The sequence below is a fragment of the Aeromonas sp. SCS5 genome, from assembly GCF_001887375.1.
GTDB lineage: Bacteria > Pseudomonadota > Gammaproteobacteria > Enterobacterales > Aeromonadaceae > Aeromonas > Aeromonas jandaei.
Window position 1 is genome coordinate 187,409 of sequence record NZ_LFCS01000009.1, and the last position, 25,510, is coordinate 212,918.

General features: G+C 59.8%; 18 protein-coding genes. 12 read left to right on the top strand and 6 right to left on the bottom strand.

Annotated elements, in window-relative coordinates:
* Positions 1-3: 3 nt before the first annotated feature.
* The 3 genes from BS300_RS21590 to BS300_RS13780 form a co-directional block, all read right to left on the bottom strand.
* Positions 4-405: a prepilin-type N-terminal cleavage/methylation domain-containing protein gene (locus BS300_RS21590; RefSeq protein WP_071913411.1), complete on the bottom strand. Its 402-nt coding sequence runs from the start codon at positions 403-405 to the stop codon at positions 4-6.
* A 322-nt stretch (positions 406-727) separates the two neighbouring features.
* The gene (gene nadC / locus BS300_RS13775) at positions 728-1,585 is read right to left on the bottom strand and encodes a carboxylating nicotinate-nucleotide diphosphorylase (RefSeq protein WP_071913413.1); all 858 of its coding nucleotides are present in this window, start codon (positions 1,583-1,585) and stop codon (positions 728-730) included.
* Positions 1,586-1,588: 3 nt separating this feature from the next.
* Positions 1,589-2,059, bottom strand: a complete 471-nt coding sequence (locus BS300_RS13780; protein ID WP_071913415.1) for a retropepsin-like aspartic protease — start codon at positions 2,057-2,059, stop codon at positions 1,589-1,591.
* 123 nt (positions 2,060-2,182) lie between these two features.
* On the opposite strand from BS300_RS13780, the gene ampD reads away from it, so the two are divergent.
* The 5 genes from ampD (at position 2,183) to lpdA (ending at position 10,130) form a co-directional block, all read left to right on the top strand.
* Positions 2,183-2,752, top strand: coding sequence for a 1,6-anhydro-N-acetylmuramyl-L-alanine amidase AmpD (gene ampD / locus BS300_RS13785; RefSeq protein ID WP_071913417.1), 570 nt, complete (start codon positions 2,183-2,185; stop codon positions 2,750-2,752).
* 278 nt (positions 2,753-3,030) lie between these two features.
* Positions 3,031-3,795, top strand: coding sequence for a pyruvate dehydrogenase complex transcriptional repressor PdhR (gene pdhR, locus BS300_RS13790; protein WP_033115373.1), 765 nt, complete (start codon positions 3,031-3,033; stop codon positions 3,793-3,795).
* Between the two features lie 79 nt (positions 3,796-3,874).
* Positions 3,875-6,535, top strand: a complete 2,661-nt coding sequence (gene aceE, locus BS300_RS13795) for a pyruvate dehydrogenase (acetyl-transferring), homodimeric type (RefSeq protein WP_071913419.1) — start codon at positions 3,875-3,877, stop codon at positions 6,533-6,535.
* Positions 6,536-6,654: 119 nt separating this feature from the next.
* Positions 6,655-8,538 carry a pyruvate dehydrogenase complex dihydrolipoyllysine-residue acetyltransferase gene (aceF, locus tag BS300_RS13800; RefSeq protein ID WP_071913421.1) on the top strand — a complete coding sequence of 628 codons (1,884 nt, stop codon included), beginning with the start codon at positions 6,655-6,657 and terminating at the stop codon, positions 8,536-8,538.
* Between the two features lie 164 nt (positions 8,539-8,702).
* Positions 8,703-10,130: a dihydrolipoyl dehydrogenase gene (gene lpdA, locus BS300_RS13805; protein WP_033115370.1), complete on the top strand. Its 1,428-nt coding sequence runs from the start codon at positions 8,703-8,705 to the stop codon at positions 10,128-10,130.
* Between the two features lie 309 nt (positions 10,131-10,439).
* Here the strand turns inward: lpdA and BS300_RS13810 are convergent, their stop codons facing one another.
* On the bottom strand, positions 10,440-12,350 hold the full coding sequence (locus BS300_RS13810) for a methyl-accepting chemotaxis protein (protein WP_071913423.1): 1,911 nt from the start codon (positions 12,348-12,350) through the stop codon (positions 10,440-10,442).
* A gap of 233 nt (positions 12,351-12,583) precedes the next feature.
* Between BS300_RS13810 and BS300_RS13815 the strand changes: the two genes are divergently transcribed.
* From BS300_RS13815 to mdtD, 6 genes are all read left to right on the top strand, one after another.
* A complete protein-coding gene (locus tag BS300_RS13815) occupies positions 12,584-14,836 on the top strand; it encodes a patatin-like phospholipase family protein (RefSeq protein WP_071913449.1) in 2,253 nt (750 codons plus the stop codon).
* Between the two features lie 229 nt (positions 14,837-15,065).
* Positions 15,066-17,663: a bifunctional aconitate hydratase 2/2-methylisocitrate dehydratase gene (acnB, locus tag BS300_RS13820; protein WP_071913424.1), complete on the top strand. Its 2,598-nt coding sequence runs from the start codon at positions 15,066-15,068 to the stop codon at positions 17,661-17,663.
* 252 nt (positions 17,664-17,915) lie between these two features.
* Positions 17,916-19,502, top strand: a complete 1,587-nt coding sequence (locus BS300_RS13825; protein ID WP_071913426.1) for an EAL domain-containing protein — start codon at positions 17,916-17,918, stop codon at positions 19,500-19,502.
* A 159-nt stretch (positions 19,503-19,661) separates the two neighbouring features.
* Positions 19,662-21,056 carry a D-arabinono-1,4-lactone oxidase gene (locus BS300_RS13830; RefSeq protein ID WP_071913428.1) on the top strand — a complete coding sequence of 465 codons (1,395 nt, stop codon included), beginning with the start codon at positions 19,662-19,664 and terminating at the stop codon, positions 21,054-21,056.
* Between the two features lie 9 nt (positions 21,057-21,065).
* The gene (locus BS300_RS13835; protein WP_071913431.1) at positions 21,066-22,193 is read left to right on the top strand and encodes a GTP-binding protein; all 1,128 of its coding nucleotides are present in this window, start codon (positions 21,066-21,068) and stop codon (positions 22,191-22,193) included.
* Between the two features lie 68 nt (positions 22,194-22,261).
* Positions 22,262-23,674 carry a multidrug transporter subunit MdtD gene (mdtD, locus tag BS300_RS13840; RefSeq protein ID WP_071913432.1) on the top strand — a complete coding sequence of 471 codons (1,413 nt, stop codon included), beginning with the start codon at positions 22,262-22,264 and terminating at the stop codon, positions 23,672-23,674.
* Positions 23,675-23,733: 59 nt separating this feature from the next.
* Here mdtD and folK read toward each other — a convergent pair whose 3' ends face one another.
* A complete protein-coding gene (gene folK, locus BS300_RS13845; protein WP_071913434.1) occupies positions 23,734-24,243 on the bottom strand; it encodes a 2-amino-4-hydroxy-6-hydroxymethyldihydropteridine diphosphokinase in 510 nt (169 codons plus the stop codon).
* Positions 24,243-24,614: a dihydroneopterin aldolase gene (gene folB / locus BS300_RS13850; protein ID WP_005356584.1), complete on the bottom strand. Its 372-nt coding sequence runs from the start codon at positions 24,612-24,614 to the stop codon at positions 24,243-24,245. The genes folK and folB overlap by 1 nt, the downstream gene beginning before the upstream one ends.
* A 157-nt stretch (positions 24,615-24,771) precedes the next feature.
* Here folB and plsY point away from each other — a divergent pair, with 157 nt between their 5' ends.
* A complete protein-coding gene (plsY, locus tag BS300_RS13855) occupies positions 24,772-25,434 on the top strand; it encodes a glycerol-3-phosphate 1-O-acyltransferase PlsY (RefSeq protein ID WP_042053596.1) in 663 nt (220 codons plus the stop codon).
* The last annotated feature ends 76 nt before the right edge of the window (positions 25,435-25,510 follow it).

Here is a 25,510-nt window from a genome sequence, read left to right on the forward strand (position 1 = left end):
GCGTTAGCAGAGGTCTGCAGGAGTGCAGGTCCCTGCCCATGTTACTTGCTTGGTGGTCGCATTGACTGTGCCTGTCATTGTGTAAGTTCCGGCTGCTGCGGAGGTGCCAACGGCTGTAATAGTTGGTGCTCCGCCTGAAACGGAGGCTGTGACACTTGCGACTTTTGCTGTGTTAAATGCGCCAGATACAGCAGCAGCAGCAGCTGCAGCACAATTACTTCCGTCAGTTGTTTGATAACACACTTCTATTGCTGTCTTTGCTGGGCCTGTTGCAGAAATGACCTCTGAAAATTTTGCTTTATTTGTATAGCTTTGATACGCCGGCAGGGCTACCGCCGCCAGAATCGCCACGATCGCGACCACGATCATCAGTTCGATAAGGGTAAAACCTGATTGTTTCTTCATTTCAAATATCCTTTTGTCCTTGGTTCCTGGGAAGTGCCGATGGAAAATCATCCACACGTCAGTATCTTATCCGAGCTATCAAGGGTGGCAACAGAGATCGCTGCCTTTGTTAACCACTTTTCTGTCATTTGCTAAAAACATGATGAAAATCATATAGCAAGCAGTTTCTATCGACTCTTTTTACCGGTTGTAAAGGGCCCGCTATCACACTCCTTATGCAGAGGGTTCCTGCCATAAAGAAAAGGCGCCGGAGGCGCCTTTTGCAAGTCCATGATCTGTTATCTATCTTCCCGTTTACGACGGGATGGCGTGCATCTTCCTGTCAGATAAAACGCATCGAGAGGTCGAGCGCCCGCACATGCTTGGTCAGCGCCCCGACCGAGATAAAATCGACGCCGGTGGCGGCAAATTCGGCCAGGGTATCGAGGGTGACATTACCGGATACTTCCAGCTTGGCCCGTCCCTGATTGATGGCGACTGCCTCACGCATCATGGCAACATCGAAGTTGTCCAGCATCACGATATCGGCGTTGGCCGCCAGCGCCTGTTCCAGCTCGGCCAGCGATTCGACCTCCACTTCTACCGGTTTGCCCGGATTGAGATGACGAGCCTCATTAATCGCTTCGGCAATGCCGCCGCAGGCAAGGATATGGTTCTCTTTGATGAGATAGGCGTCGTAGAGACCGATGCGGTGGTTCTTGCCGCCGCCACAGGTGACGGCGTACTTCTGGGCCGTGCGCAGGCCCGGGATAGTCTTGCGGGTGTCGAGCAGCCGACAGTCGGTCTCCTCCAGCTCGTCGACATAGCGAGCGGTGAGAGTGGCAACGCCGGAGAGGGTCTGGACGAAGTTCAGCGCATTGCGCTCGCCAGTCAGCAGCAAGCGGGCTGGACCATGGAGGCGGAACAGCTCCTGATTGGGGGATATTATCTCGCCATCTTGCACCTTCCACTCCACCTTCACCTCGCCGCCGAGTTGTACGAACACCTCGTCGACCCATGGCTGGCCGCAGAATACACCGGCCTCACGGGTGATGACCCGGGCACTGGCCATCCGGTCGGCCGGGATCAGCTGGGCCGTGATATCGGCGCTGGCGTCCGGTTGGTCGAGCGTAGTGAGGGCATCGCCCAGATCTTCGAGTAGTGCGGCGCGTACGGCGCGGCTGACATCCTGTTGAAACATGCCTTATTCCTGCAAGGGTCTGAGCAGCAGTTGCCGCTCTTTTTGAACCAGCTCCAGCCGACCCAGGACGTTCATGCCAACCAGCACCTCGTCGCCCTCAGCCGCCGGATTGATAAAGATGGCCAAATCGTACAAGGTCAATGGCCCCATCGCCAGCGTTTCGATGGTGCCGTTGCCGACCCGGATCTGACCCGCAGCCGTATTGACCTGACTGCTGCCGCGGGCTGTCAGACCCAGCCGCTTGGCAACCTGCTGCGGGATGGTGACACGAGTGGCACCGGTATCGAGCAGCAGTTGCACCGGGTAGCCGTTGATGGCACCCTCCAGACGATAGTGGCCGCTCTGGTCGGCTTGCAGCAACAGTTCGCCGCTGGCGGTGACGCTGGGTTGGCTGCGGGAGTGAAAATAGAGGGTCAGCAGACCCATCAGAGAGAGCCAGGCCAGTAACCACATCCAGCGTGCCGTGTGCTGCATATCCCATCCATTGCGAGCGGAAGATGACTCAGCCTAACACACAATTTTCCACTGATTCAGCGGCTTGGTGACAAGATGCCAGCCCGGATCGCGCTTTTCTGTTCAACCCGTATCGAGTAGCCGATGACCCATTCTGACCCCATTTTCTCCATCGATGATGCCGGCTGGTGCCAGCAGGCTCGCCGGGTTCCTTCTCCCCACCACAATGAGCGGGCAGCGCCGGAAGATATCTCCCTGCTGGTGGTGCATGGCATCAGCCTGCCGCCAGGGGAGTTTGGCGGCCCCTTTATCGACGACCTTTTTATGGGACGCCTCGAGCCCGCAGCCCATCCCTATTTTGCCGGTATCCATCAGCTGCGGGTCTCGGCTCACTGCCTGATCCGCCGCGATGGCGAGCTGGTGCAATATGTGCCATTTGGCGCGCGCGCCTGGCACGCCGGAGTATCGAGCTGGCAGGGGAGGGAGGCCTGCAATGACTTCTCCATCGGCATCGAGCTGGAGGGGACGGACGAAATCCCCTATACAGATGCGCAATATTTCGCACTGGCGGGGCTCACCCGAGCCATCTCCGCCCGTTACCCGGCGGTCACCATGGAAAAAATTGTCGGCCATTGCGATATCGCACCAGGGCGTAAAACGGATCCGGGGGAGAGTTTTCAGTGGTCACGCTTCCGTGAGATGCTCAATAGTTAAAGTAAATAATCAAATTTAGTTTGGGTTTTAAAATCAATGGCTTGCCTCTATGGCAGGCCATTTTTGTTTGTGGTTGCACAAATGTTATTTGTGAGCTTGCTCAAGAATATTGGTAAGACCAATTTCTATGAGCCAAATCATGTTTACCCCGCTTTACCTCTTATTGGGTGGTGGTGATTCTTGATTCAGATCATCTTTTGAGTGGACTTTTGACAAGGCCTCTGCTAATTTTCGCCCCATTCATGAAATTGGTAATACCAATTTAACAAAGTAGCCTCATGCCCTATCGCAAGATTACGCAACCCAAGTTGGCCGACTCCATTGTCGCCGAGCTGGAACAGATGATTCTGGAAGGAAGTTTGCAGCCGGGGCAGAAATTGCCTCCCGAACGCGAACTCGCCATCCAGTTTCAGGTATCGCGCCCATCCCTGCGCGAAGCCATCCAGCGACTTGAAGCTCGCGGGTTGCTCTATCGCCGTCAGGGCGGTGGCACTTATGTGCAGAATGCCCTGAGCAAGGGGATCGCCGATCCTCTGTTCGAACTGCTCAGCACTCACCCGGAAGCCCAGTATGACCTGCTGGAGTTTCGTCACGCACTGGAAGGCATCTGCGCCTACTATGCTGCGTTGCGGGGTACCGGTGCTGATTTCGAACGCATTCGTCAGGTGCAGACCACCATCGAAGAGGCGGGCCAGTTAGGTTCGCTGGTGGCTGAATCGGCAGCCGTTACCCAGTTCTATCTGGCGGTGGCCGAGGCGTCCCACAACGTGGTGCTGCTGCATCTGCTGCGGGCCATGAGCCCGATGCTTGAGCAGAACATTCTGAGAAATAACGAGATTTTGAATCGCCGCCCGGGAGTGGTAGCCAAGATCAGACGCCATCGTGCGAATCTGATCGAAGCCATCCTGTCGGGGGCTCCGGAGCGGGCCAGAACAGCTTGTCATGAGCATCTGGCCTTTATCGAGGACACCTTGTTGGATATGCAGAGGGAAGACAGCCGGATCCAGCGATCCATGCGTCGGATCCGTCAGCAGGAAAACTAATCCCACAAGGCTTTATTGTCGAATGCTTGCGCCCTTCGCCGTGCAATGCCGTGCAATCACAACAAAATAGGAACCAGCCATGTCTGATATCCTGAAGAACGATGTGGACCCGATAGAAACGCTGGAGTGGCTTGCCTCTCTGGAATCCCTGCTGCGTGAAGAGGGTCCCCAACGCGCTCAGTTCATCCTTGAACAGTTGGCCGAGAAAGCCCGCGCAAGCGGTGTGGACGTGGCTGCCAAGGCAAACCGCGATTACATCAACACCATTCCGTCCAGCGAAGAGCCGGACTACCCGGGCGATCTGGAGATGGAGCGTCGCATTCGCGCCATCATCCGCTGGAATGCCATGATGATCGTGCTGCGCGCCTCCAAGAAAGACCTGGACCTGGGCGGTCACATGTCTTCCTTCGCTTCTTCTGCGACCATCTATGATGTCTGCTTCAACCACTTCTTCCGTGCTCGCAACGAGAAGGATGGTGGTGACCTGGTTTACTTCCAGGGTCACATCTCCCCGGGTATCTATGCCCGTGCCTTCGCCGAAGGTCGTCTGACCGAAGAGCAGCTGGACAACTTCCGTCAGGAAGTGGATGGCAAGGGTATCCCTTCCTACCCGCACCCGAAACTGATGCCGGACTTCTGGCAGTTCCCGACCGTATCCATGGGGCTGGGCCCCATCGCTGCCATCTATCAGGCTCGCTTCCTGAAGTACCTGACCGACCGTGGCATCAAGGATTGCTCCGAGCAGACCGTTTACGCCTTCCTGGGTGACGGCGAGATGGACGAGCCGGAAGCCAAAGGTGCCCTGACTGTTGCCGTGCGTGAAAAGCTCGACAACCTGGTGTTCGTGGTCAACTGCAACCTGCAGCGTCTGGATGGCCCGGTTGTTGGTAACGGCAAGGTTATCAACGAGCTGGAAGGCCTGTTCGCCGGCGCCGGCTGGGACGTTACCAAGGTTATCTGGGGTCGCAAGTGGGATGAGCTGCTGCGCAAGGATACCTCTGGCAAGCTGATCCAGCTGATGAACGAGACCGTGGACGGTGACTACCAGACCATGAAGTCCCGCGACGGTGCCTACATCCGCGAGAACTTCTTCAACCGTTACCCGGAAACTGCCGCGCTGGTCAAAGACATGACCGACGAGGAGATCTTCGCCCTGAACCGTGGTGGTCACGATCCTCGCAAACTGTTCGCTGCCTTCAACAAAGCGACCCAGACCAAGGGCAAGCCGACTGTTATCCTGGCCAAGACCATCAAGGGGTACGGCATGGGCGAAGCGGCCGAAGGCAAGAACATCGCTCACCAGGTCAAGAAGATGGAGCTGGACTCCGTGCGTCACCTGCGTGACCGCTTCAACCTGCCGGTGGCCGACGAGCAGCTGGCCGACCTGCCTTACCTGAAGATCGAAGCCGGCAGCGAAGAGCACAAATACCTGCACGCTCGTCGTGCGGCCCTGAAAGGCTACCTGCCGACCCGTCTGCGCGAGAGCACCGACAAGCTGGAAATCCCGGCGCTGGATGCCTTCGCTCCGCTGCTGGGTGAACAGGCGCGCGAAATCTCCACCACCATGGCGTTCGTGCGTTCCCTGAATGTGATGCTGAAAGACAAGTCCATCGGCAAGCGCATCGTTCCGATCCTGGCTGACGAAGCCCGTACCTTCGGTATGGAAGGTCTGTTCCGCCAGATCGGTATCTACAGCCCGCACGGTCAGCAGTACACCCCGCAAGACCGCGACATCGTCTCCTACTACAAGGAAGACAAGCAGGGTCAGGTTCTGCAAGACGGCATCAACGAGCTGGGCGCCATGTCCTCCTGGCTGGCTGCTGCGACCTCTTACAGCACCAACGACTGCCCGATGATCCCGTTCTACATCTACTACTCCATGTTCGGCTTCCAGCGGATCGGCGACATGGCGTGGGCAGCCGGTGACCAGCAAGCCCGTGGCTTCCTGCTGGGTGCAACCTCCGGTCGTACTACCCTGAACGGCGAAGGTCTGCAGCACGAAGATGGTCACAGCCATATCCTGGCCGGCACCATCCCGAACTGCATCTCCTACGACCCGTCCTACGCCTATGAAGTGGCGGTGATCGTACAGGACGGCCTGCGCCGCATGTACGGTGAGAACCCGGAGAACGTGTTCTACTACATCACCACCCTGAACGAGAACTACGCCATGCCGGCCATGCCGGAAGGCGCCGAGGAAGGCATCCGTAAGGGTATCTACAAGCTGGAATCCGTAGCCGGTGCCAAGGCGAAAGTGCAGCTGCTGGGTTGTGGTTCCATCCTGGGTCACGTGCGCACTGCCGCCCAGATCCTGGCAAGCGAATATGGCGTGGGCTCCGATGTGTTCAGCGTCACCTCCTTCAACGAGCTGGCTCGTGATGGTCAGGACGCGGATCGCTGGAACATGCTGCATCCGACAGCCGAAGCTCGCGTACCGTACATCGCTCAGGTACTGGGTTCCGAAGTCACCATCGCTGCGACCGACTACATGAAGTCCTTCGCCGACCAGGTTCGCGCCTTCGTTCCAACCGAGAACTACCGCGTGCTGGGTACCGACGGTTACGGCCGTTCCGACAGCCGTGCCAACCTGCGTCGTCACTTCGAAGTGAACGAGTTCTACGTGGTGGTTGCTGCCCTGACCGAACTGGCCAAGCGCGGCGAGATCGACAAGCAGGTTGTGGCCGATGCCATCGCCAAGTACGGCATCGATGCCGACAAGGTCAACCCGCTGTACGCGTAAGTGGATCAAGGGTCGCGCCGTCATGCGGTGCGACCCTGCCAGGGTTTAAAACGGTTAACGCGAGATGTGCGTGGCGGCATCAGCCAGTCACGCGGATCGACGCAAGAGGATAAAGCACAATGTCCAAACAGATTATGGTGCCGGATATCGGCGCCGATGAAGTTGAAGTCACCGAGATCATGGTGGCCGTGGGTGACAAGGTCGAGCTGGACCAGTCCATCATCGCGGTAGAAGGCGACAAGGCCTCCATGGAAGTACCGGCTCCGTCTGCCGGTATCGTCAAAGAGATCCTGATCAAGGTGGGCGACAAGGTCGCCACCGGTTCCCAGATCATGATCTTCGAAGCAGAAGGAGCTGCTGCTCCTGCAGAAGTGGCCGCTCCTGTTGCTGTAGCTCCGGCCGCCGCACCGGTCACTGCCGCTCGCAAAGATGTCAACGTACCGGACATCGGTGGTGACGAAGTTGAAGTCACCGAGATCATGGTTGCTGTGGGCGACATGGTTGAAGCCGACCAGTCCATCATCGCCGTGGAAGGTGACAAGGCCTCCATGGAAGTGCCGGCGCCGTTCGCCGGTCGCGTGGTCGAGATCAAGGTTGCCGCTGGCGCCAAGGTTTCTACCGGCTCTCTGGTAATGGTATTTGAAGTGGCTGGCGCGGCTCCTGCCGTTGCTGCTGCACCGGCTCAGTCTGCCGCTCCTGCCGCCGCCCCGGTTGCTGCTGGCGCGAAAGATGTCAACGTACCGGATATCGGTGGCGATGAAGTCGAAGTCACCGAGATCATGGTTGCCGTGGGTGACAAGGTTGAAGCCGACCAGTCCCTGATCGCTGTGGAAGGTGACAAGGCCTCCATGGAAGTGCCTGCGCCGTTCGCCGGTGTGGTCAAAGAGATCAAGGTGAAGGCGGGTGACAAGGTCTCCACCGGTTCCCTGATCATGGTATTCGAAGTGGCTGGCGCTGCGCCTGTCGCCGCTCCGGTTGCTCAAGCTGCCGCTCCGGTCGCTGCTGCCCCTGTTGCTGCGGCTCCGGCTCCGGTTGCTCAGGCTGCTGCCTCTTCCGATTTCGTTGCCAACGACGCTTACGTACACGCCTCTCCGGCGGTACGCCGTTTGGCGCGTGAGTTCGGTGTCAACCTGGCCAAGGTGAAAGCCTCCGGTCGCAAGGGCCGTATCGTCAAAGAAGACGTGCAAGCCTACGTGAAGGATGCCATCAAGCGTGCCGAGTCCGCTCCTGCCTCTGCCGGCGTAGCCGGTGGCAACGGTCTGGGCGTACTGCCGTGGCCGAAAGTAGACTTCAGCAAGTTCGGTGATGTGGAAGAGGTCGAGCTGACCCGCATCCAGAAGATCTCCGGTCCGAACCTGCACCGCAACTGGGTCATGATCCCTCATGTCACCCAGTTCGACGAAGCCGATACCACCGAGCTGGAAGCGTTCCGCAAAGAGCAGAACGCGATGCTCGAGAAGCAGAAGGCCGACGTGAAGATCACCCCGCTGGTGTTCATCCTGAAAGCCGCCGCCAAGGCGCTGGAAGCTCACCCGCGCTTCTGCAGCTCCCTGTCCGAAGATGGCAGCAAGCTGATCATGAAGAAGTACATCCACATCGGTGTGGCGGTTGATACCCCCAACGGTCTGGTTGTCCCCGTGGTACGCGATGTTAACAAGAAGGGCATCATGGAGCTGTCTCGCGATCTGGCCGAGATCTCCAAGAAGGCCCGTGCCGGCAAGCTGACCGCTGCCGACATGCAGGGCGGTTGCTTCACCATCTCCAGCCTGGGTGGCATCGGCGGTACCAGCTTTACCCCGATCGTCAACGCGCCGGAAGTGGCCATCCTCGGAGTCTCCAAGTCCGAGATGAAGCCGAAGTGGAACGGCAAAGAGTTCGCTCCGCGCCTGATGCTGCCGCTGGCTCTGAGCTACGACCACCGCGTGATCGATGGTGCCGATGGAGCTCGCTTCATCACCACCATGAATGGCGTGCTGTCCGACATTCGTCGACTGGTCCTGTAAGTGAGAGGGCGGGCCCAGAGCCTGCCCTTTTTACTTCTCATTTCATTAACATGATCGTAAACTTGCCCCGTTTTTTTCACGGCTGCAGCGGCCTCTTGTTTTGCAAGGAAAAGAAGGCATAAGACTGCGCTGTCCGGGGATACAAGAACGACAAAGAGGTCATGATGAGTAAAGAAATCAAAACCCAGGTCGTAGTACTGGGTGCTGGCCCTGCCGGTTATTCCGCTGCTTTCCGTGCGGCCGATTTGGGTCTGGATACCATTATCGTCGAGCGTTACTCCACCCTGGGTGGCGTCTGCCTGAACGTGGGTTGCATTCCCTCCAAGGCCCTGCTGCACGTAGCCAAAGTGATTGAAGAAGCCAAGGCGCTGGCCGAGCACGGCATCGTCTTCGGTGCACCGCAGACCGACATCGACAAGATCCGTCTGTGGAAAGAGAAGGTTATCAACCAGCTGACCGGCGGTCTGGCTGGCATGGCCAAGATGCGTAAAGTTCAGGTTGTGAACGGCTTCGGCAAGTTCACCGGCCCGAACACCATCGAAGTTGAAGGCGCTGATGGCAAGACCACTGTGACCTTCGACAACGCCATCATCGCGGCCGGTTCCCGTCCGGTGAAGCTGCCGTTCATTCCGCACGACGATCCCCGCGTATGGGACTCTACCGATGCGCTGGAGCTGAAAACCGTTCCTGGCAAACTGCTGGTTATCGGTGGCGGCATCATCGGTCTGGAGATGGGTACCGTATACTCCTCTCTGGGTTCCGAGATCGACGTGGTGGAATTTGCCGACCAGCTGGTTCCGGCTGCCGACAAAGATATCGTCAAGATCTACACCAAGCGCGTTGCCAAGAAGTTCAACATCATGCTGGAGACCAAGGTCACCGCAGTTGAAGCCCGTGAAGACGGCCTGTACGTCTCCTACGAAGGCAAGCACGCTCCGGCCGAGCCGGTTCGCTACGACAACGTGCTGGTTGCCGTAGGCCGTGTGCCTAACGGCAAGATGCTGGATGCCGAGAAGGCTGGCGTTGCCGTCAACGAGCGCGGTTTCATCGAGGTGGACAAGCAGCTACGTACCAACGTGGCCCACATCCACGCCATCGGTGACATCGTTGGTCAGCCGATGCTGGCCCACAAAGGTGTGCACGAAGGTCACGTTGCCGCCGAAGTGATCGCCGGCAAGAAGCACTACTTCGACCCGAAAGTGATCCCGTCCATCGCCTACACCGAGCCAGAGATGGCATGGGTTGGTCTGACCGAGAAGGAAGCCAAGCAACAGGGCCTGAACTTCGAAGTCGCCACCTTCCCGTGGGCTGCTTCCGGTCGCGCCATTGCGTCCGACTGCTCCGACGGCATGACCAAGCTGATCTTCGACAAGGAGAGCGGCCGCGTCATCGGTGGTGCCATCGTCGGTACCAACGGTGGTGAACTGCTGGGTGAAATCGGTCTGGCCATCGAGATGGGTGCCGACGCCGAAGACATCGCGCTGACCATCCACGCTCACCCGACTCTGCACGAGTCAGTGGGTCTGGCAGCCGAAGTGTTCGAAGGCTCCATCACCGACCTGCCGAACGCCAAGGCCAAGAAGAAAAAGTAATCTTCTGTCCGCTTCATGAAAAAGCCGCTCAATCGAGCGGCTTTTTGTTTTAGATCGCCGGGCAAAGGGAATTAGCAGCGTCCCTTCTTGGCCTGTCCCGGTGGGCAGAAGGTACCACTGCCACCACTGCTGCAGGCGCAGAGCAGGCTCATCAGCAACCCCACGACTACCTGTTTGCCCATCATGCCTCCCGCTGTTGGCTCATTGCTCTATGGCTGCGCAGAGGCGGCGAAGGCTGTGCGTCACGACATGGCGCGCAGATGAGAAAGGGCGCCGCAGCGCCCTTTTTATCGTGCCTGATGGCCCTGTTTATAGCCGGAAGTTGCCAACCAGTTTGTCCAGCTGGGCAGAGAGCTGCTGCAGGCTGCGGCTCGATTCGGTGAGCTGGTGGGCGATATCGGCCGTCTCCATGGTGAGCTGGTTGATATCTTCCACGTTGCGGTTGATCTCGCCGACCACGCTCGACTGCTCCTCGGTCGCGGTGGCGACCTGGATGTTCATGTCGTTGATCTGGGTGATGTGGGCGGTGATATGGCCGAGCGCGGCGTTGGCTTCATCGGCCTGTGCCACCACTTCCAGACTCTGGTTGCGGCCCTGGGCCATGGCACTGACGGCGCGGGCGCTCTGATCCTGCAGCCGGTTGATCATCTCCTGGATCTCGGCGGTAGAGGCGGCGGAGCGGTTGGCGAGGTTGCGCACCTCGTCGGCCACCACGGCGAAGCCGCGGCCCTGTTCGCCAGCGCGAGCCGCTTCGATGGCGGCGTTGAGCGCCAGCAGGTTGGTCTGCTCCGAGATACTGCGGATGGTCTCGAGGATGCTGCCGATGGAGTCGGTCTGGCTGGCCAGCGACTCAATCACACCGGCGACCTGCTCGATCTCCCCGGAGAGGCCGACGATGCCGTGGCGGGCCTGTGCCACGACGTGGGCACCGGCATCCGCCTGATCATTGGCCTGCTTGGCGACATCCGCCGCCAGTGAGGCGTTGCCGGCAATCTCGCCCACGGTGGCCCCCATCTCGTGGATGGCGGTAGCCACCTGTACGGTACGGTCACGCTGGGCGGTACAGTTGTGCTGGGTCAGCTGGGCCTTGCTAGCCACCTCGTTGGCCGTTGTGGCCAGCTGGCGGGAGTTGCTTGCCACCTGCTCGATGGAGCCGTGGATCTTGGCGACGAAGTTGTTGAAGCCAGTCGCAACCTGGCTCAGCTCGTCACGGCCCTCCACTTTGAGGCGCTGGGTCAGATCGCCATCACCGCTGCCCAGCTCCTTGAACAGACGTGCCAGTTCGTTGAGCGGGCGGCTGACAGAGCCCGCCAGCAGCATACCCATGGCCCCCATGGCGAGTGCGATGACCAGCGAGATCATCAGGATCTGGTTGCGGTTCTGATCCAGCTCGGCGTAGATCTCTGCTTCTGGTACCTGGACGACCAGATACCAGTCGAGCAGCGGGATATAGCTGCTGGCCAGCACCATGGGCTCGCCATTCACTTCGGCGCTGATCACGGCAAAGGGGCGCTTGGCCAGCAGGTTGCCACTGTCGCTGCCTGCCAGCTGGCTCAGGTTGTCACGCTCTATCCGGCTGGCATCGGGGTGCAATTTCACCTTGCCGCTGCCATCGACCATAAAGACGATGCCGCTATCTTCCAGCCGGAAGTTGGACACCATGGCAACCATGGAGTCGAGAGATTTGGCAAAGCCGGCCAGTCCGCGACCATTGAGCTGCTGGAAGTTGACGAACAGCTTCATCTCGCCGGTGCTCTCGCGGAAGATGCTGAGAGTCATCTCCTTCTGGCTCTTGGTGTAGTCATAGAACCAGGCATCCTGAGCCGGAGTGAGGTTGCGCAGAAAGCCATCCTGGTTGTAGTAGGCCGCGGTCTGGCGATCGGCAAAGGAGGCGGTGACCAGCCCGTACTGGTTGGCCACATCCTTGAGCTGGTTGATGAGCAGTGGTTCCTGCTCCTTGGGCATGCCCCGATCCACCCAGTCGAGAATAAAGCGGTCGGTGGCCAGCTGCTGTGCCGCACGGGCGATACCGTTGAGATCCTGTTCGATCTCCTTGCTGATACGTTGGGTCAGGTTGGGCAGCTCCTGTTCGAACATCCGTTTTTCGATCAGCTGTTGCGCCGCGCGTTGGCTGAAGTAGCCCACCAGCAGGCAGGAGATAACGACGGCCAGGGTGACGGTGGCCAGAATTTTCTGTTTGAGGGTCAGGGTTGCCAGCATATAAGTGCCCGAAAGGTAGAGATTGACGACTCTCATATTAGCGGCAGAGAGGGGGCACCCATGAGCCTTTCGGCCCTTTATTTATGGATTGCGTTTGCGCTCACAAGGGGCTGGCGGACGAATAGATCCGGGAGAGGCTGAATTGGCCGGAATGCCGGTTGCGCTTGTGCTCCGGCCCCTTATAGTAGAGGCCATCTCTGGTGACCGGCTTCCTGAACAAGATGGAAAATATGATGCGCAGCGTTCGTGCGGGATGGACCCGACTGCTTTTGATTATGCTGGCGGCCATGCCGCTGCTGGTGCAGGCCGCTGATGGTGGCCGCCCCAAGGTGGCACTGGTGCTCAGTGGTGGTGGCGCCAAGGGCTCGGCCCATATCGGTATCCTCAAGGTACTGGAGCAGAAGCGCATCCCGGTCGACATCATAGTGGGCACCAGCATGGGCTCCTATGTGGCGGGCATGTACGCCATGGGGCTCAGCGCCGAGGAGGTGGAGCGCACGACGCTGGCCATCGACTGGAACAAGGGTTATCAGGACAAGGTGGGCCGTGATGAGCTCTCCCTGCGCAAGAAGCAGCAGACCGAGAAGTATCAGCTGCGCACCGATATCGGCGTCAATGGCGACACCATTCAGCTGCCGGATGGTTTCTTTCAGGGCCAATCCATGGCCAGCTTGCTGCGGACTGCCACCTCCAACCTGCCGGCGCTGAAGAGCTTCGATGATCTGCCGATTCCTTATCGTGCCATGGCAACCGATATGGAGACGGTCACCCCTTACGTGCTCGATCACGGCAGTCTGGCCAAGGCGATGCAGGCTTCCATGTCTATTCCGGGGGCGCTCAAGCCGGTGGAGTGGGATGGCCGGATTCTGGCCGATGGCGGTGCGGTCAACAACATGCCAGTGGACGTGGCCAAGGCGATGGGAGCCGATGTGGTGATCGCGGTGGATATCAGTGCCAAGTTGCGCACCCGCGAGTCCCTCAAGTCCGGCCTTGCCATGATCGACCAGCTCACTACCTACATGACCCAGGTCGGCACCGACAAGCAGAAGGCGCTGCTGGGGCCCAAGGATATCCTGCTCACTCCCGAGTTTGGCGACATGGGGATCGCTGATTTCGCCCGGATGCCGGAGGGGATCAAGATAGGCGAGGCGGCGGCCGAGAAGGTGTCGCTGGAACTCGACAAGCTCTCCCTGAGCAAGGAGCGCTACAACGAGTACCGCAACCGCAAGCTGAGTCGCCGTGCCGAACGCAGCGGCCTGCCCGCCTACTACATCGACAAGGTGGAGATCATCAACAAGTCGCGCCTCTCCGACGAGACGGTGCGCGCCATGCTGGATGTGCGACCGGACAAGATCCAGACCAACGAGAGTCTGGAGGCGGGCATTCGCCGCCTCTATGCGCTGGAGTCCTTTGACCGCATCACCTACGAGGTGGATGAGCGCGATGGTGAGAACGTACTGGTGGTCGATGCCAGCGAGAAGAACTGGGGGCCGGGTTACCTCAACTTCCAGTTCGGCTTTTCCGACGATTTCGAGAACACCTCTAACTACAACGTCGGCATGTCCTACACCCTCACCAACGTTAACAACTGGGGCGGGGAGTGGCTGACCGAAGCGTCGCTTGGTACGGCCAAACATATCAAGACCGACTTCTATACCCCGCTGGAGCCCTCCCAGACCTTCTTTGGCGAGGCAAGTCTGGCCTATGACAAGACCCAGCGCCGTATCTTCAGCTCCGAGCCGGATACATTCAACTACCTCGACAGCGACTACTCCTTCTTCAGTTCCGATCTGGCCGTTGGCTGGAACAGCCAGCCATGGAGCCGCATCTACACGGGGCTGGAGGGAAGGGTGGGCAATATCGATCTGAAAAACTTCAAGAATACCAGTGTGGATGCCACCGCATGGGGGCCCTTCATCCGTTTTGAGCACGATACCCTGGATAGCCTCTATTTCCCCTACTCGGGCGAGAAGTGGGATATGAAGCTGGGTTATTCCCACGTCAATCTCTCCGGCGGAGAGCAGGATCAGAGCAGCCGCGACGAGGGGTGGAACTACAACTTTTCCATGATCAAGCCCTGGTCATGGGGGCGTCACAGCCTCAACCTGATGTTTGAGGGCGGTGGTTCCAGCAGTCAGGAGGCGCTGCCGCTCTATATCCAGGATTTGGGGGGGCTGTTCCGTCTTTCCGGCTTCCAGCGTTATCAGCTGAGCGGTCGCTACAGCCTGTTTGGCGGGTTGCGCTACATCTACCGGGTAGCAGACAACGACTTCGGTGCCCTCAAGATGCCGCTCTATCTGGGCGGCTCCCTCGAGCAGGGCGGGGTGTGGGACAAGGGTGAAGATATCAGCTTTGACAGCTCCTTCACCGCCGGCTCCGTCTATGTGGGGGTCGAGAGCTTCCTTGGCCCGGTGTTCCTCGGCTACGGCATGGCGGAGGAGGGGAATGGCGTCTTCTATCTGCAATTGGGCACTACGTTCCAATAATGGATAAATGATGCGTATTTGTTAACTCTGCATCCGGGCTGGCATTTAATTTTCAAAAAATGCCAGCCTGTTTAATTGGTTACGGTTTTGTGTTGAATTGGTTAACAGGGTTTGGATTTTAATTGGTCGTTAAAACTTATATAGTGGGGAGCACCCTACGGGGTGTCCCGCAAGGACGATCGCCGCGAGCGTGGGCGAACCCCAAAAAAAGACCAAAGAGGAATTAGTCGTGCTTGAAACATACCGTAAACACGTCGCAGAACGTGCTGCCGAGGGCGTGGTTGCCAAACCTCTGGACGCAGAGCAGGTCGCCGCCCTGGTCGAGCTGCTCAAGAACCCGCCCGCCGGCGAACAAGACTTTCTGAAAGAGCTGTTGTCCTCCCGAATTCCCCCCGGTGTTGATGAAGCGGCCTATGTCAAAGCCGGTTTCCTCACCGCCGTCGCCAAGGGCGAAGCCCACTCTCCCATCCTGACTGCCGCCGAAGCCGTTGAACTGCTAGGCACCATGCAGGGTGGTTACAACATTCAGCCGCTGATCGACCTGCTGGATGATGCGACCCTGGCTCCTCTTGCTGCCAAGGGTCTCTCCCACACCCTGCTGATGTTCGACTCCTTCCACGACGTGGAGGAGAAGGCCAAGGCGGGCAATGCCCACGCCAAGCAGGTGATGCAGTCATGGGCCGATGCCGAGTGGTTCCTCTCACGCCCGGAGCTGGCCGAGAAGATCACCGTCACCGTGTTCAAGGTGACCGGCGAAACCAACACTGACGACCTCTCTCCTGCGCCGGACGCCTGGTCCCGCCCCGATATTCCGCTGCACGCCCTGGCGATGCTGAAAAACGCTCGTCCAGGCATCACCCCCGACAAGGATGGCGCGATTGGCCCCATCAAGACCATCGATGCCCTTAAAGAGAAGGGTTTCCCGCTGGCCTATGTCGGCGACGTGGTCGGTACCGGCTCTTCCCGTAAATCCGCCACCAACTCAGTGCTCTGGTTTATGGGCGACGATATTCCGTTCGTGCCGAACAAGCGCGCCGGTGGCGTAGTGCTGGGTGGCAAGATTGCCCCGATCTTCTTCAACACTATGGAAGATGCCGGCGCCCTGCCCATCGAGGTGGACGTTTCCAAGCTGGAAATGGGGGACGTCATCGACATCTACCCGTTTGCCGGCAAGATCTGCAAGCACGGCACCGAACAGGTGCTGGCGCAGTTTGAACTGAAAACCGACGTGCTGATCGACGAAGTGCGCGCCGGTGGCCGTATTCCGCTGATCATCGGCCGCGGCCTGACCGACAAGGCTCGCGAAGCGCTGGGTCTGCCGTTCTCCACCGTATTCCGTCGCCCGCAGCCGGTGGCCGATACCGGCAAAGGTTTCACTCTGGCCCAGAAGATGGTGGGCAAGGCGTGCGGCGTAAAGGGCATTCGCCCCGGCACCTACTGCGAGCCCAAGATGACCACGGTCGGCTCCCAGGATACCACGGGCCCGATGACCCGCGACGAGCTCAAAGATCTGGCCTGCCTCGGCTTCTCTGCCGATCTGACCATGCAGTCCTTCTGCCACACTGCAGCCTATCCCAAGCCCATCGACGTACAGACCCACCACACCCTGCCGGACTTCATCATGAACCGCGGCGGTGTCTCTCTGCGTCCGGGTGACGGCGTCATCCACTCCTGGCTGAACCGCATGCTGCTGCCGGATACCGTGGGTACCGGTGGTGACTCCCACACCCGTTTCCCCATCGGCATCTCCTTCCCGGCGGGCTCCGGTCTGGTGGCCTTCGCCGCCGCCACCGGCGTGATGCCGCTGGACATGCCGGAATCTGTGCTGGTGCGTTTCAAGGGCGAGCTGCAACCGGGCATCACCCTGCGTGATCTGGTCCATGCCATTCCCTACGCCGCCATCCAGAAAGGGCTGCTGACCGTCGAGAAAGCGGGCAAGAAGAACATCTTCTCCGGCCGGATTCTCGAGATCGAAGGTCTGCCGACCCTGAAGGTAGAGCAGGCGTTCGAGCTGGCTGACGCCAGTGCCGAGCGCTCCGCTGCCGGTTGCACCATCAAGCTGGATAAAGAGCCGATCATCGAGTATCTGAAGTCCAACATCGTGATGCTGAAATGGATGCTCTCCGAAGGCTACGGTGACCCGCGCACCATCACCCGCCGCATCAAGGGGATGGAAGAGTGGCTGGCCAACCCGACCCTGATGGAAGCGGACAAGGATGCCGAGTACGCCGAAATCATCGAGATCGATCTGGCCACCATCAAGGAGCCAATCCTGTGTGCGCCGAACGATCCGGACGATGCCCGTCTGCTGAGCGACGTGGCTGGCGACAAGATCGACGAGGTGTTCATCGGTTCCTGCATGACCAACATCGGCCACTTCCGCGCCGCCGGCAAACTGCTCGAGAAGTATCAGGGCGAGCTGCCTACCCGCATGTGGATCGCGCCGCCCACCAAGATGGACAAGGATCAGCTGACTGAAGAGGGCTACTACGGCATCTTTGGTCGCGTCGGTGCCCGCATCGAGATCCCGGGCTGCTCCCTGTGCATGGGCAACCAGGCGCGGGTAGCGGAGGGTGCCTCGGTGGTCTCCACCTCCACCCGTAACTTCCCGAACCGTCTGGGCAAGGGTGCCAACGTCTATCTGGCCTCTGCGGAGCTGGCAGCCGTTGCCGCCATCCTCGGCAAGATCCCGACCGTGGCGGAGTACCTGCAATACGCCAAGGCGCTCGATGCCACGGCGGCTGACACCTACCGCTACCTCAACTTCAACGAGATCGCCTCCTACACCAAGAAGGCCGATGCGGTGATCCTGCAGCAGGCGGTCTAACGCCTCACTGCACAGCTGTAACGAGAAATGCCGCGTAATACGCGGCATTTCTATTTTGCGGCTTTCTATTCTTGAGCCTCTTTCGAGGCTTGTTGCTGCGGGCTGTGATCCAACCACAGTTTTCGCTGTTCGTTTTATAAGTGCTTTGCGTTATGTTGTTTGGTTATGACCAGTCGGGAGATCCCTGCGTTGGTCGGTATGATATGGATGTCTGCCTGCGGGCGGCTCTGACCAACTGTGGCGTGGCTCTCTATGTTTCTATTCCGGATCGATCTCTCCCGAACCAGGCTGCGTGTTGGCAGTGCTCTGTTGGTATTTTCCCTGCCGCTGCTGGTGGGTAGCTGGATCATTCACAGTATCTATGTTCAGGATCTGAGGTCTGACTCTCGCGATTCGGCGCACAAGGCGAAGCTGCTGCTGGAGGAGATGCTGGACAGGGCCGAGGAGGCCAACCGGGAGGTGTTGCCGTTGGTCAATGCTCCCTGTGCCAAGAACCTGTTGATCCTGAGAAAGACGGTTGCGCTCGAACCGTTTCTGCGTTCGGTCAATCTGGTGCGCGACGGGGTGATCAACTGTACCTCCCTGTTTGGCGAGGCCAATGATGCAGATGACAGCACTATCTACACCGGGCGCAAGCTGCTTTTGATGAGCGGCAACCGGGTACGCAAGAATCACCCGCTGCTGGTGGTGCGTCTCGAACAGGGTTCTGATGCGGCCCTGAGTGCCATCGACAGTACCCAGCTCAGCTTCATGCTCTCCCTGAGTGGCAAGCCGAGCGAGCTGTTCCTGCAGGTCGGTTCGGCCTGGCTCAGCGAATCGGGTCGCTATCTTGAACGCCTGCCCAGACTGCACCACAGCACCAGTCTTGAACTCTCTTCCCAGCGTTACCCCTTCACCATCTATGCCGGCTATACCATGCCACTCTACTGGCGTTCGCTGTGGGAAGCTCGCCAGACGGCGCTGTTGTCGCTGGTTGGCGCATCCCTGTTGCTCTCCCTGCTGGTGTGGTGGGTGCTGGGGCGACCTGGCTCTCCGACAGATGAGCTGCGCCGGGCACTGCGGGCGAAGGAGTTTGTCCCCTATCTGCAGCCGCTGGTGGCCAGCGATACCCGGCGGATGATGGGAGCCGAGGTGCTGATGCGCTGGAATCATGCCACCGAAGGGGTGATCCGCCCCGATCTCTTTATTCCACAGGCGGAGGAGTCGGGGCTGATCGTCCCCATGACCAGCCAGATGATGCGCAATGTGGCGGCTCAGCTGAGCTGGGTGCAACGCTCTTTGCCCGATGGTTTTCATATCAGTTTCAATATCAGCGCCGCTCACTGTCACGACTTTGCCCTGCTACAGGAGTGCCGGCTGTTCCTCGATCACTTTGCCCCCGGCAAGGTGGTACTGGTGCTGGAGCTGACCGAGCGTGAGCTGCTGGTGGCGGATCCCAAGACCCTCTCCCTGTTCCGTCAGCTGGACGAGATGGGGGTCAAGCTGGCAATCGACGATTTCGGGACTGGCCACTCCAGCCTGATCTATCTGCAGCAGTTCCATGTCGACTACCTCAAGATCGACCAGTCCTTTATCGCCCGTATCGGCACCGAGTCGCTCTCGGAGCATATCGTGGACAACGTGATCGATCTGGCAACTCGCCTCGGGTTGGCGCTGGTTGCTGAGGGGGTAGAAACCGGCAGGCAGGCTGACTACCTCAGAAGCAAGGGGGTCGATTATCTGCAGGGTTTCCTGTTTGCCCGTCCCATGCCGCTGCGCCAGTTCTGCGACGAGCTGTTGCCAAAGGAACAGGAAGAGTCGGCCACCGCGCTGGCGGGCGATATCCCGGGTACTGTCTGAGAGACTCGCCGACCAGTACCAAATGATTCCGACAATGTGGCGATAGCGGGAATGAGGCCAATTCCACCAGATTGGCAGGGTCTTGTTTTCCATGCCTTGGCGCCCGCTTTTCGGTAGAATCGTCGCTCATTTTGACGTCAGCAAGAGATGAGGCGCGGTATGACGGTTCAGTTCCAGGCATTTCACAGCATCAAGGCGATTGGTAATCGGGAGGTGCTGTTCAACTGGTCGAGAACCAATCCCCTCGGGGTGCTGGATCAGGTGTGGCGCCCGAAAACCCGCGACGAGCTGCAGCAACTACTGCGGGAACACCCCGGGCGCAAGCTGCGCCTTATCGGCTCCGGCCTCTCTTTTGAGCCCATTCACAGCGTCTATGCCGAGGGCACTCAGGCGCTGCTGGTGGACTTGCACCACCTGCGCGGCCAGCTGGCGAAAACTGCCGATACCGTGACCTATCAGGCGGGGACGCCCCTCGATATCGTTTATGCCGAGCTGATCGCTATGGAGCGGATGCTGCCGGCTTCCCCCGGGGTTATCGGCATCCAGACTCTGGGCGGCGCCCTCAGCACCGGCACCCACGGTCAGGGGCTGCATCAGTCAGCCCTGTGCGATGCGGTAGAGGCGATGACTGTGATGCTGGCCAATGGCGACATCATCCGGGTTGATCGATCCGACCCGCGTTTCGGCGCCTTCGTGATGGGGATGGGGATGCTTGGCATCCTGCTCGACGTTACCCTGCGTACCGTGCCGAACCGCATCATGCGCTGCACCAAGTTCACCACCGACTATCCCTTCCTGTTGGAGCACAACGAGCGGCTCAACCGCGAGCACGGCTTTGTGAAGAGCTGGTGGTTTGCCTGGACCGGCGAGAGCCACATCTGGCTGGTGGATCCCGCCTCCGATGACGAGGTGGTCCGCTACCGCGCCGGTGGCAGCGAGCCGCTGCTGCTGGATGGCGATATCGACGCCCGCATGAATGCCACCATAGATGCCACCCTGCAGAAGATGGCGAAAGACACCAAGGATGAGGCGCTGGCCGGTGAGCACTTCGAGACGGTGCGCCGCTTCAAGGATGCCTCCGATCTGGTGGGCAACGTCTATCAGATCCTCTGCAAGGGGATTCCGGCCCCCCAGATCAACTGTGAAGTGGCGGTGCCGCTCCATCGTATGAACGAGGCGCTGGAGACTCTGCAAGTGTGGCAGCAGGCCAATCCGGGCGTGTTGCACTACCCCTTTATCCTGCGCTGCACCGGCTCTTCCGAGGCGTGGCTCAGTGCCGCTTACGGCCAGCCGGTCTGCTGGATCGGTTTTCTGGTCTATCTGGCTGCGGACGGCACCTTCGTCAACGGCTCCATGGAGCAGATGCGCGAGCTGCAGCAACTGCTGGCGCCGCTCGGCGGCATTCCCCATTTCGGCAAGCATCTGGCGATGGATCTCTACGACTTCCCGGCTCTGCTGCCGCGCTGGAACGACTTCGTGGCCTTGCAGCGTGAACTCGACCCCCACGGCCGCTTTGAAAACCGCTGGCTCAGCGACCTGTTTGCCAACCGGTAAGGATCTGACATGACCGATATGCAAGATACCCGCATCCCAGTGACCCTGCTGACCGGCTTTCTCGGCAGCGGCAAGACCACCTTGCTCAACCACTGGGTCAAGCAGCCGGAACTCGGCGAGTGCGCGGTGCTGATCAACGAGTTCGGCTCGGTGGGGCTGGATCACCATCTGGTGCAGCAGGTGGATGAGCAGGTAATGCTGCTCGACTCCGGCTGCATCTGCTGCTCGGTGCAGGGCTCTCTGGTGGAGGCGCTGCAGGGGCTCTTTATGAAGGCCATTCAGCGCAAGATCAAACCGTTCAAGCGACTCATCATCGAGACCACAGGCCTTGCCGATCCGGCCCCGGTGCTGTTCACGTTGAGGGAGGAGGGCTTTATCGCCCAGCGTTACCGCTTCGACGGCACCGTCACCGTGGTGGATGCCGGCCATATCGAGCAGCAGTTGGCAGCCCAGTATGAGGCGGTGAAGCAGGTGGCGCTGGCGGATCTGCTGGTGGTGAGCAAAGGCGATCTGGTGGATGGCGAGCAGCTGGCGCGGGTCGAAACCCAGCTGGCGGCCCTCAATCCGGCGGCGCCGATCCAGCTGGTGACCAATGGCGAACTCTCGCCCAAGGTGCTGGATAAGCTGGGTGCCTACAACGAAGCGGCCGGGCGCGATGTGCGCCAGCTGCTGGCCTGGCTGCGCACCGAATCCCCCAAGCAGGGGCTGGCGTCACCGATGCAACCCAAGATGCAGCCGTTCGCCGCCAAGGTGGGCACCGCTGCGCCCACCCACTTCGAGCACGGCAACATCGAGAGTTTCTCTTTGCGCATCGGCGAGCCGCTCAAGCCCTCTCGCCTGCTGGCTGCCATCGACGCGGTGCAGGCCCAATACGGCGATGCTCTGCTGCGGCTCAAGGGGATCTTGCAGCTGGAAGGGGAGAGCCAACCGGTGGTGATCCACGGCGTCCACGGTCAGCTCTATCCGCTGCAGGCACTGGGTGAGTGGCCGGAGGGCAAGGCCCAGTCCCGACTGGTGTTTATCGTGAAAACTCAGGACAAGGCGGGGATAGAGCGGCTGTTCCTTGATACGCTCAAGGCTCCCGAGCCCAGTCTCGAAGAGCAGCTCAAGGCCATGCTTGGCCAGCCGGATGCCTGATGTCTGACATGACCCGCCCGTAACAACGAGAGCGGGTCTTTTTATTCCTGAAGTGGAGGTGGTCTGTTATGGCGGAAGTTTCACTCGGGGTGACCTCGGCCCAGCGCAAGTGGCTGCCCATGCTGGCGGCTGTCGGTTTTTTCATGCAGTCGCTGGATGGCACCATTCTCAATACCGCTCTGCCCAGCATGGCCGAGACGCTGGGGGAGAGCCCGCTGCAGATGCAGTCGGTGGTGATCGCCTACATGCTGACGGTGGCCCTGCTTATCCCGGCCTCCGGCTGGCTGGCGGACAGGTTCGGTACCCGTCGCATCTATCTGGCGGCGATCTCGCTGTTCACCCTCGGTTCGCTGGCTTGTGCCGCCTCCGGTTCGCTCTCGATGCTGGTGGCTGCCCGGGTGCTGCAGGGGATTGGCGGCGCGCTGCTGATGCCGGTGGGACGACTGGCGGTACTGCGGGTCTATGACAAGCGGGAGCTGCTGCGGGTGATGTCGTTCGTCACCATTCCGGGGCTGCTTGGCCCGCTGATGGGACCGGCGCTGGGTGGCTGGCTGGTCGAGGTGGCGAGCTGGCACTGGGTCTTTCTGATTAACCTGCCGGTGGGGGTGATCGGCTTTATGGCGAGCTGGTACTTCATGCCCGATCTGCGTCAGGCGACCGCCCGTTTTGACTGGCAGGGCTTCGTGCTGTTCAGCCTCGGCATGGTGCTGGTATCGGTCGGTTTGCAGGGGTTGGGGGAGCACAGTATCTCCACCGGCTGGGCGCTGTTTGCGTTGATCTTCGGGCTGGCGGCGATGGCGAGCTACTGGCTTTATGCCGCCAGTGCGGAGCAGCCGCTCTTCAGCCTGAACCTGTTCAAGACCGCCACCTTCGCCATCGGTGTCTGGGGCAACCTGTTTGCCCGCCTCGGCAGCGGTGCCATGCCGTTCCTCACCCCGCTCTTTCTGCAACTGGGGCTCGGCTTCTCCCCGAGCAAGGCGGGGATGACCATGATCCCGACGGTGCTTGGCGCCATGCTGACCAAGACGCTGGTGAACAAACTCATCCCCAGGGTGGGCTATCGCCGCATCCTGATCGGCAACACCCTCTTGCTCGGCGCCATGATCGCCAGCTTCTACTTTATCGACAACCAGCTTCCCTATGGCGTGCTGCTGGGCTGGCTGGCGATCTTCGGCGCTATCAACTCGCTGCAGTTCTCCGCCATGAACACTCTCACGCTGCAAGATCTCAGCCCGACCCTGGCCAGTAGCGGCAACGGCCTGCTCTCGGTGGTGATGCAGCTCTCCATGAGTTTGGGGGTGGCGATTGCCGCCAGCCTGCTGGGGCTCTTCTCGGCGGGCACCTCAGCCGCCAACGGCCAGTGGCTGGCAGGATTCCACCTTACCTACCTCTGTGTCGGACTGCTCTCCATGCTGGCGGCACTGATCTTCGCCCAACTGGCGCGAGACGGGGGCACGACTTCGGCTCAGGCCAGAGGATAAGAAAGAACAGGATAAGAAGTCACATCAACGAGAAGGGCACCGCGAGGTGCCCTTGTCGATCAGTAGTGCTGCAGCTCCCGCGCTTCCCAGTGAAAGGGAATGGGGTTGAGTTGCTGGGAGGCCTTGTCGTAGCACTCCCACAGCTCGCCCATGGTGCTGCCATCGATGGGGTGGCGCAGTCCGGGGGCCAGCTCGGCCAGCGGCCAGAGCACGAAGGCGTTGGTGAGGATCTCGCCGCGCGGCAGCACCAGCGGCGTCTCGCAGACCAGATCGCCATAGAGCAGCAGGTCGAGATCCAGCGTGCGCGGGGCGAACTTCTTGGCATCCGGCTCGCGACCGTGGGCGAACTCCATCTCGCGCAGTAGCTGGCAGACGGTAACCAGCGGCAGATCGGTCTCGGCAGCGGCAACAAGGTTGTAGAAAGGACGGCCATTGAAGCCTACCGCCTCACTCTCGAACACCCGGGAGACCCGCAGCTCGCCGAAGGCAGCGTGCAATGCATCGAGCCCGGCGCGGATATGGCGCTCCCGCTCGATGTTGGAACCAAGGCTGATATAGATAGTAGTCATCAGTTGCTGCTCGCCGCCGGGGTGCGGTGGCGCAGGATCTCGACGCCGACACCGGCGGCATTGGGTACGGCGCCCGGCTTGGTGAGGGTGACCTTGACCCACTGAACCCGCTCGTCGGCGAGTACCAGCATGGCGACCTGCTCGGCCATGGTCTCGACCAGCTCGACTACCTTGCCGGTGACATGCTCGCAGATCTTGTTGGAGAGGTCGGCATAATCCAGTGCCAGATTGATGTCGTCGGTTGCGGCGGCGGGGCGGTTGTCGAACCCCATCTCGAGGTCAAAACGGAGCTTTTGGCGAATGCCCTTCTCCCACTCATATACACCGATGGTGGTCAAAACTTCGAGTCCGCGAATAAACACCTTGTCCATGACTGTACTTCTTCTTTACTCTTGATGGGCTGTGATGACAGCGCAGGGATGCTGGCCGGGCAACAGGCTTGCCGAGGCGCTCTGGGTGGGCATGGGCCCATGCCAGCGTATGTGGCCCGCATCATACCCCATTCATATCGTGGTAAAAACGACCAAGATGACGGCCCTGACGATTTTGATGATTATTCTGGCTTACCTGGGTGGTTCACTATCCAGTGCTGTGCTGGTCTCTCGCTGCACCGGTCTGCCCGACCCGCGGGATCATGGCTCCCACAATCCGGGGGCAACCAATGTGCTGCGCCTCGGTGGCCGGATGGCGGCGCTGGTGGTGCTGCTGCTCGATGTACTCAAGGGCACTGTGCCCGTCTATCTCGCCTGGTATCTGCAGATCAAACCCGTCTACCTCGGCTTTATCGGGGTCGCCGCCTGCCTCGGCCATATGTACCCCATCTTCTTTCATTTTCGTGGTGGCAAAGGAGTCGCCACGGCACTGGGGACCATGATGCCCATCGGCTTTACCATGGGGGGCGCCGTGATTGGCACCTGGCTGCTGGTGCTGCTGGTGAGCGGCTACTCCTCGCTGGCCTCCATCATTACCGTGCTGCTGACGCCGCTCTTTACCTACCTGCTCAAACCCGAATACACCCTGCCAGTCTCGTTGCTCTCCTGCCTTATCCTGATCCGCCATCACGAGAACATCTCCCGCCTGCTCAAGGGGGAGGAACCCAGAGTCTGGGGGCGAAAAGGCGCGGCCTGTGCCGAAGAAGTGGCAGAAATGGACGATGTTGCGCAAAAAAGAGACGAACGAGACAAAAAGTGAAATTTCCCGTTGACCATCCGCCTTAAAATCCGTTTAATAGCGCCCACGCCCAGATAGCTCAGTCGGTAGAGCAGGG

What these genes read in the sequence shown, in the direction of transcription:
- BS300_RS21590 (WP_071913411.1), bottom strand. Translation starts at nt 405, where the DNA reads ATGAAGAAACAATCAGGTTTTACCCTTATCGAACTGATGATCGTGGTC.
- nadC (WP_071913413.1), bottom strand. Translation starts at nt 1,585, where the DNA reads ATGTTTCAACAGGATGTCAGCCGCGCCGTACGCGCCGCACTACTCGAA.
- BS300_RS13780 (WP_071913415.1), bottom strand. Translation starts at nt 2,059, where the DNA reads ATGCAGCACACGGCACGCTGGATGTGGTTACTGGCCTGGCTCTCTCTG.
- ampD (WP_071913417.1), top strand. Translation starts at nt 2,183, where the DNA reads ATGACCCATTCTGACCCCATTTTCTCCATCGATGATGCCGGCTGGTGC.
- pdhR (WP_033115373.1), top strand. Translation starts at nt 3,031, where the DNA reads ATGCCCTATCGCAAGATTACGCAACCCAAGTTGGCCGACTCCATTGTC.
- aceE (WP_071913419.1), top strand. Translation starts at nt 3,875, where the DNA reads ATGTCTGATATCCTGAAGAACGATGTGGACCCGATAGAAACGCTGGAG.
- aceF (WP_071913421.1), top strand. Translation starts at nt 6,655, where the DNA reads ATGTCCAAACAGATTATGGTGCCGGATATCGGCGCCGATGAAGTTGAA.
- lpdA (WP_033115370.1), top strand. Translation starts at nt 8,703, where the DNA reads ATGAGTAAAGAAATCAAAACCCAGGTCGTAGTACTGGGTGCTGGCCCT.
- BS300_RS13810 (WP_071913423.1), bottom strand. Translation starts at nt 12,350, where the DNA reads ATGCTGGCAACCCTGACCCTCAAACAGAAAATTCTGGCCACCGTCACC.
- BS300_RS13815 (WP_071913449.1), top strand. Translation starts at nt 12,584, where the DNA reads ATGCGCAGCGTTCGTGCGGGATGGACCCGACTGCTTTTGATTATGCTG.
- BS300_RS13825 (WP_071913426.1), top strand. Translation starts at nt 17,916, where the DNA reads ATGTTTCTATTCCGGATCGATCTCTCCCGAACCAGGCTGCGTGTTGGC.
- BS300_RS13830 (WP_071913428.1), top strand. Translation starts at nt 19,662, where the DNA reads ATGACGGTTCAGTTCCAGGCATTTCACAGCATCAAGGCGATTGGTAAT.
- BS300_RS13835 (WP_071913431.1), top strand. Translation starts at nt 21,066, where the DNA reads ATGACCGATATGCAAGATACCCGCATCCCAGTGACCCTGCTGACCGGC.
- mdtD (WP_071913432.1), top strand. Translation starts at nt 22,262, where the DNA reads ATGGCGGAAGTTTCACTCGGGGTGACCTCGGCCCAGCGCAAGTGGCTG.
- folK (WP_071913434.1), bottom strand. Translation starts at nt 24,243, where the DNA reads ATGACTACTATCTATATCAGCCTTGGTTCCAACATCGAGCGGGAGCGC.
- folB (WP_005356584.1), bottom strand. Translation starts at nt 24,614, where the DNA reads ATGGACAAGGTGTTTATTCGCGGACTCGAAGTTTTGACCACCATCGGT.
- plsY (WP_042053596.1), top strand. Translation starts at nt 24,772, where the DNA reads ATGACGGCCCTGACGATTTTGATGATTATTCTGGCTTACCTGGGTGGT.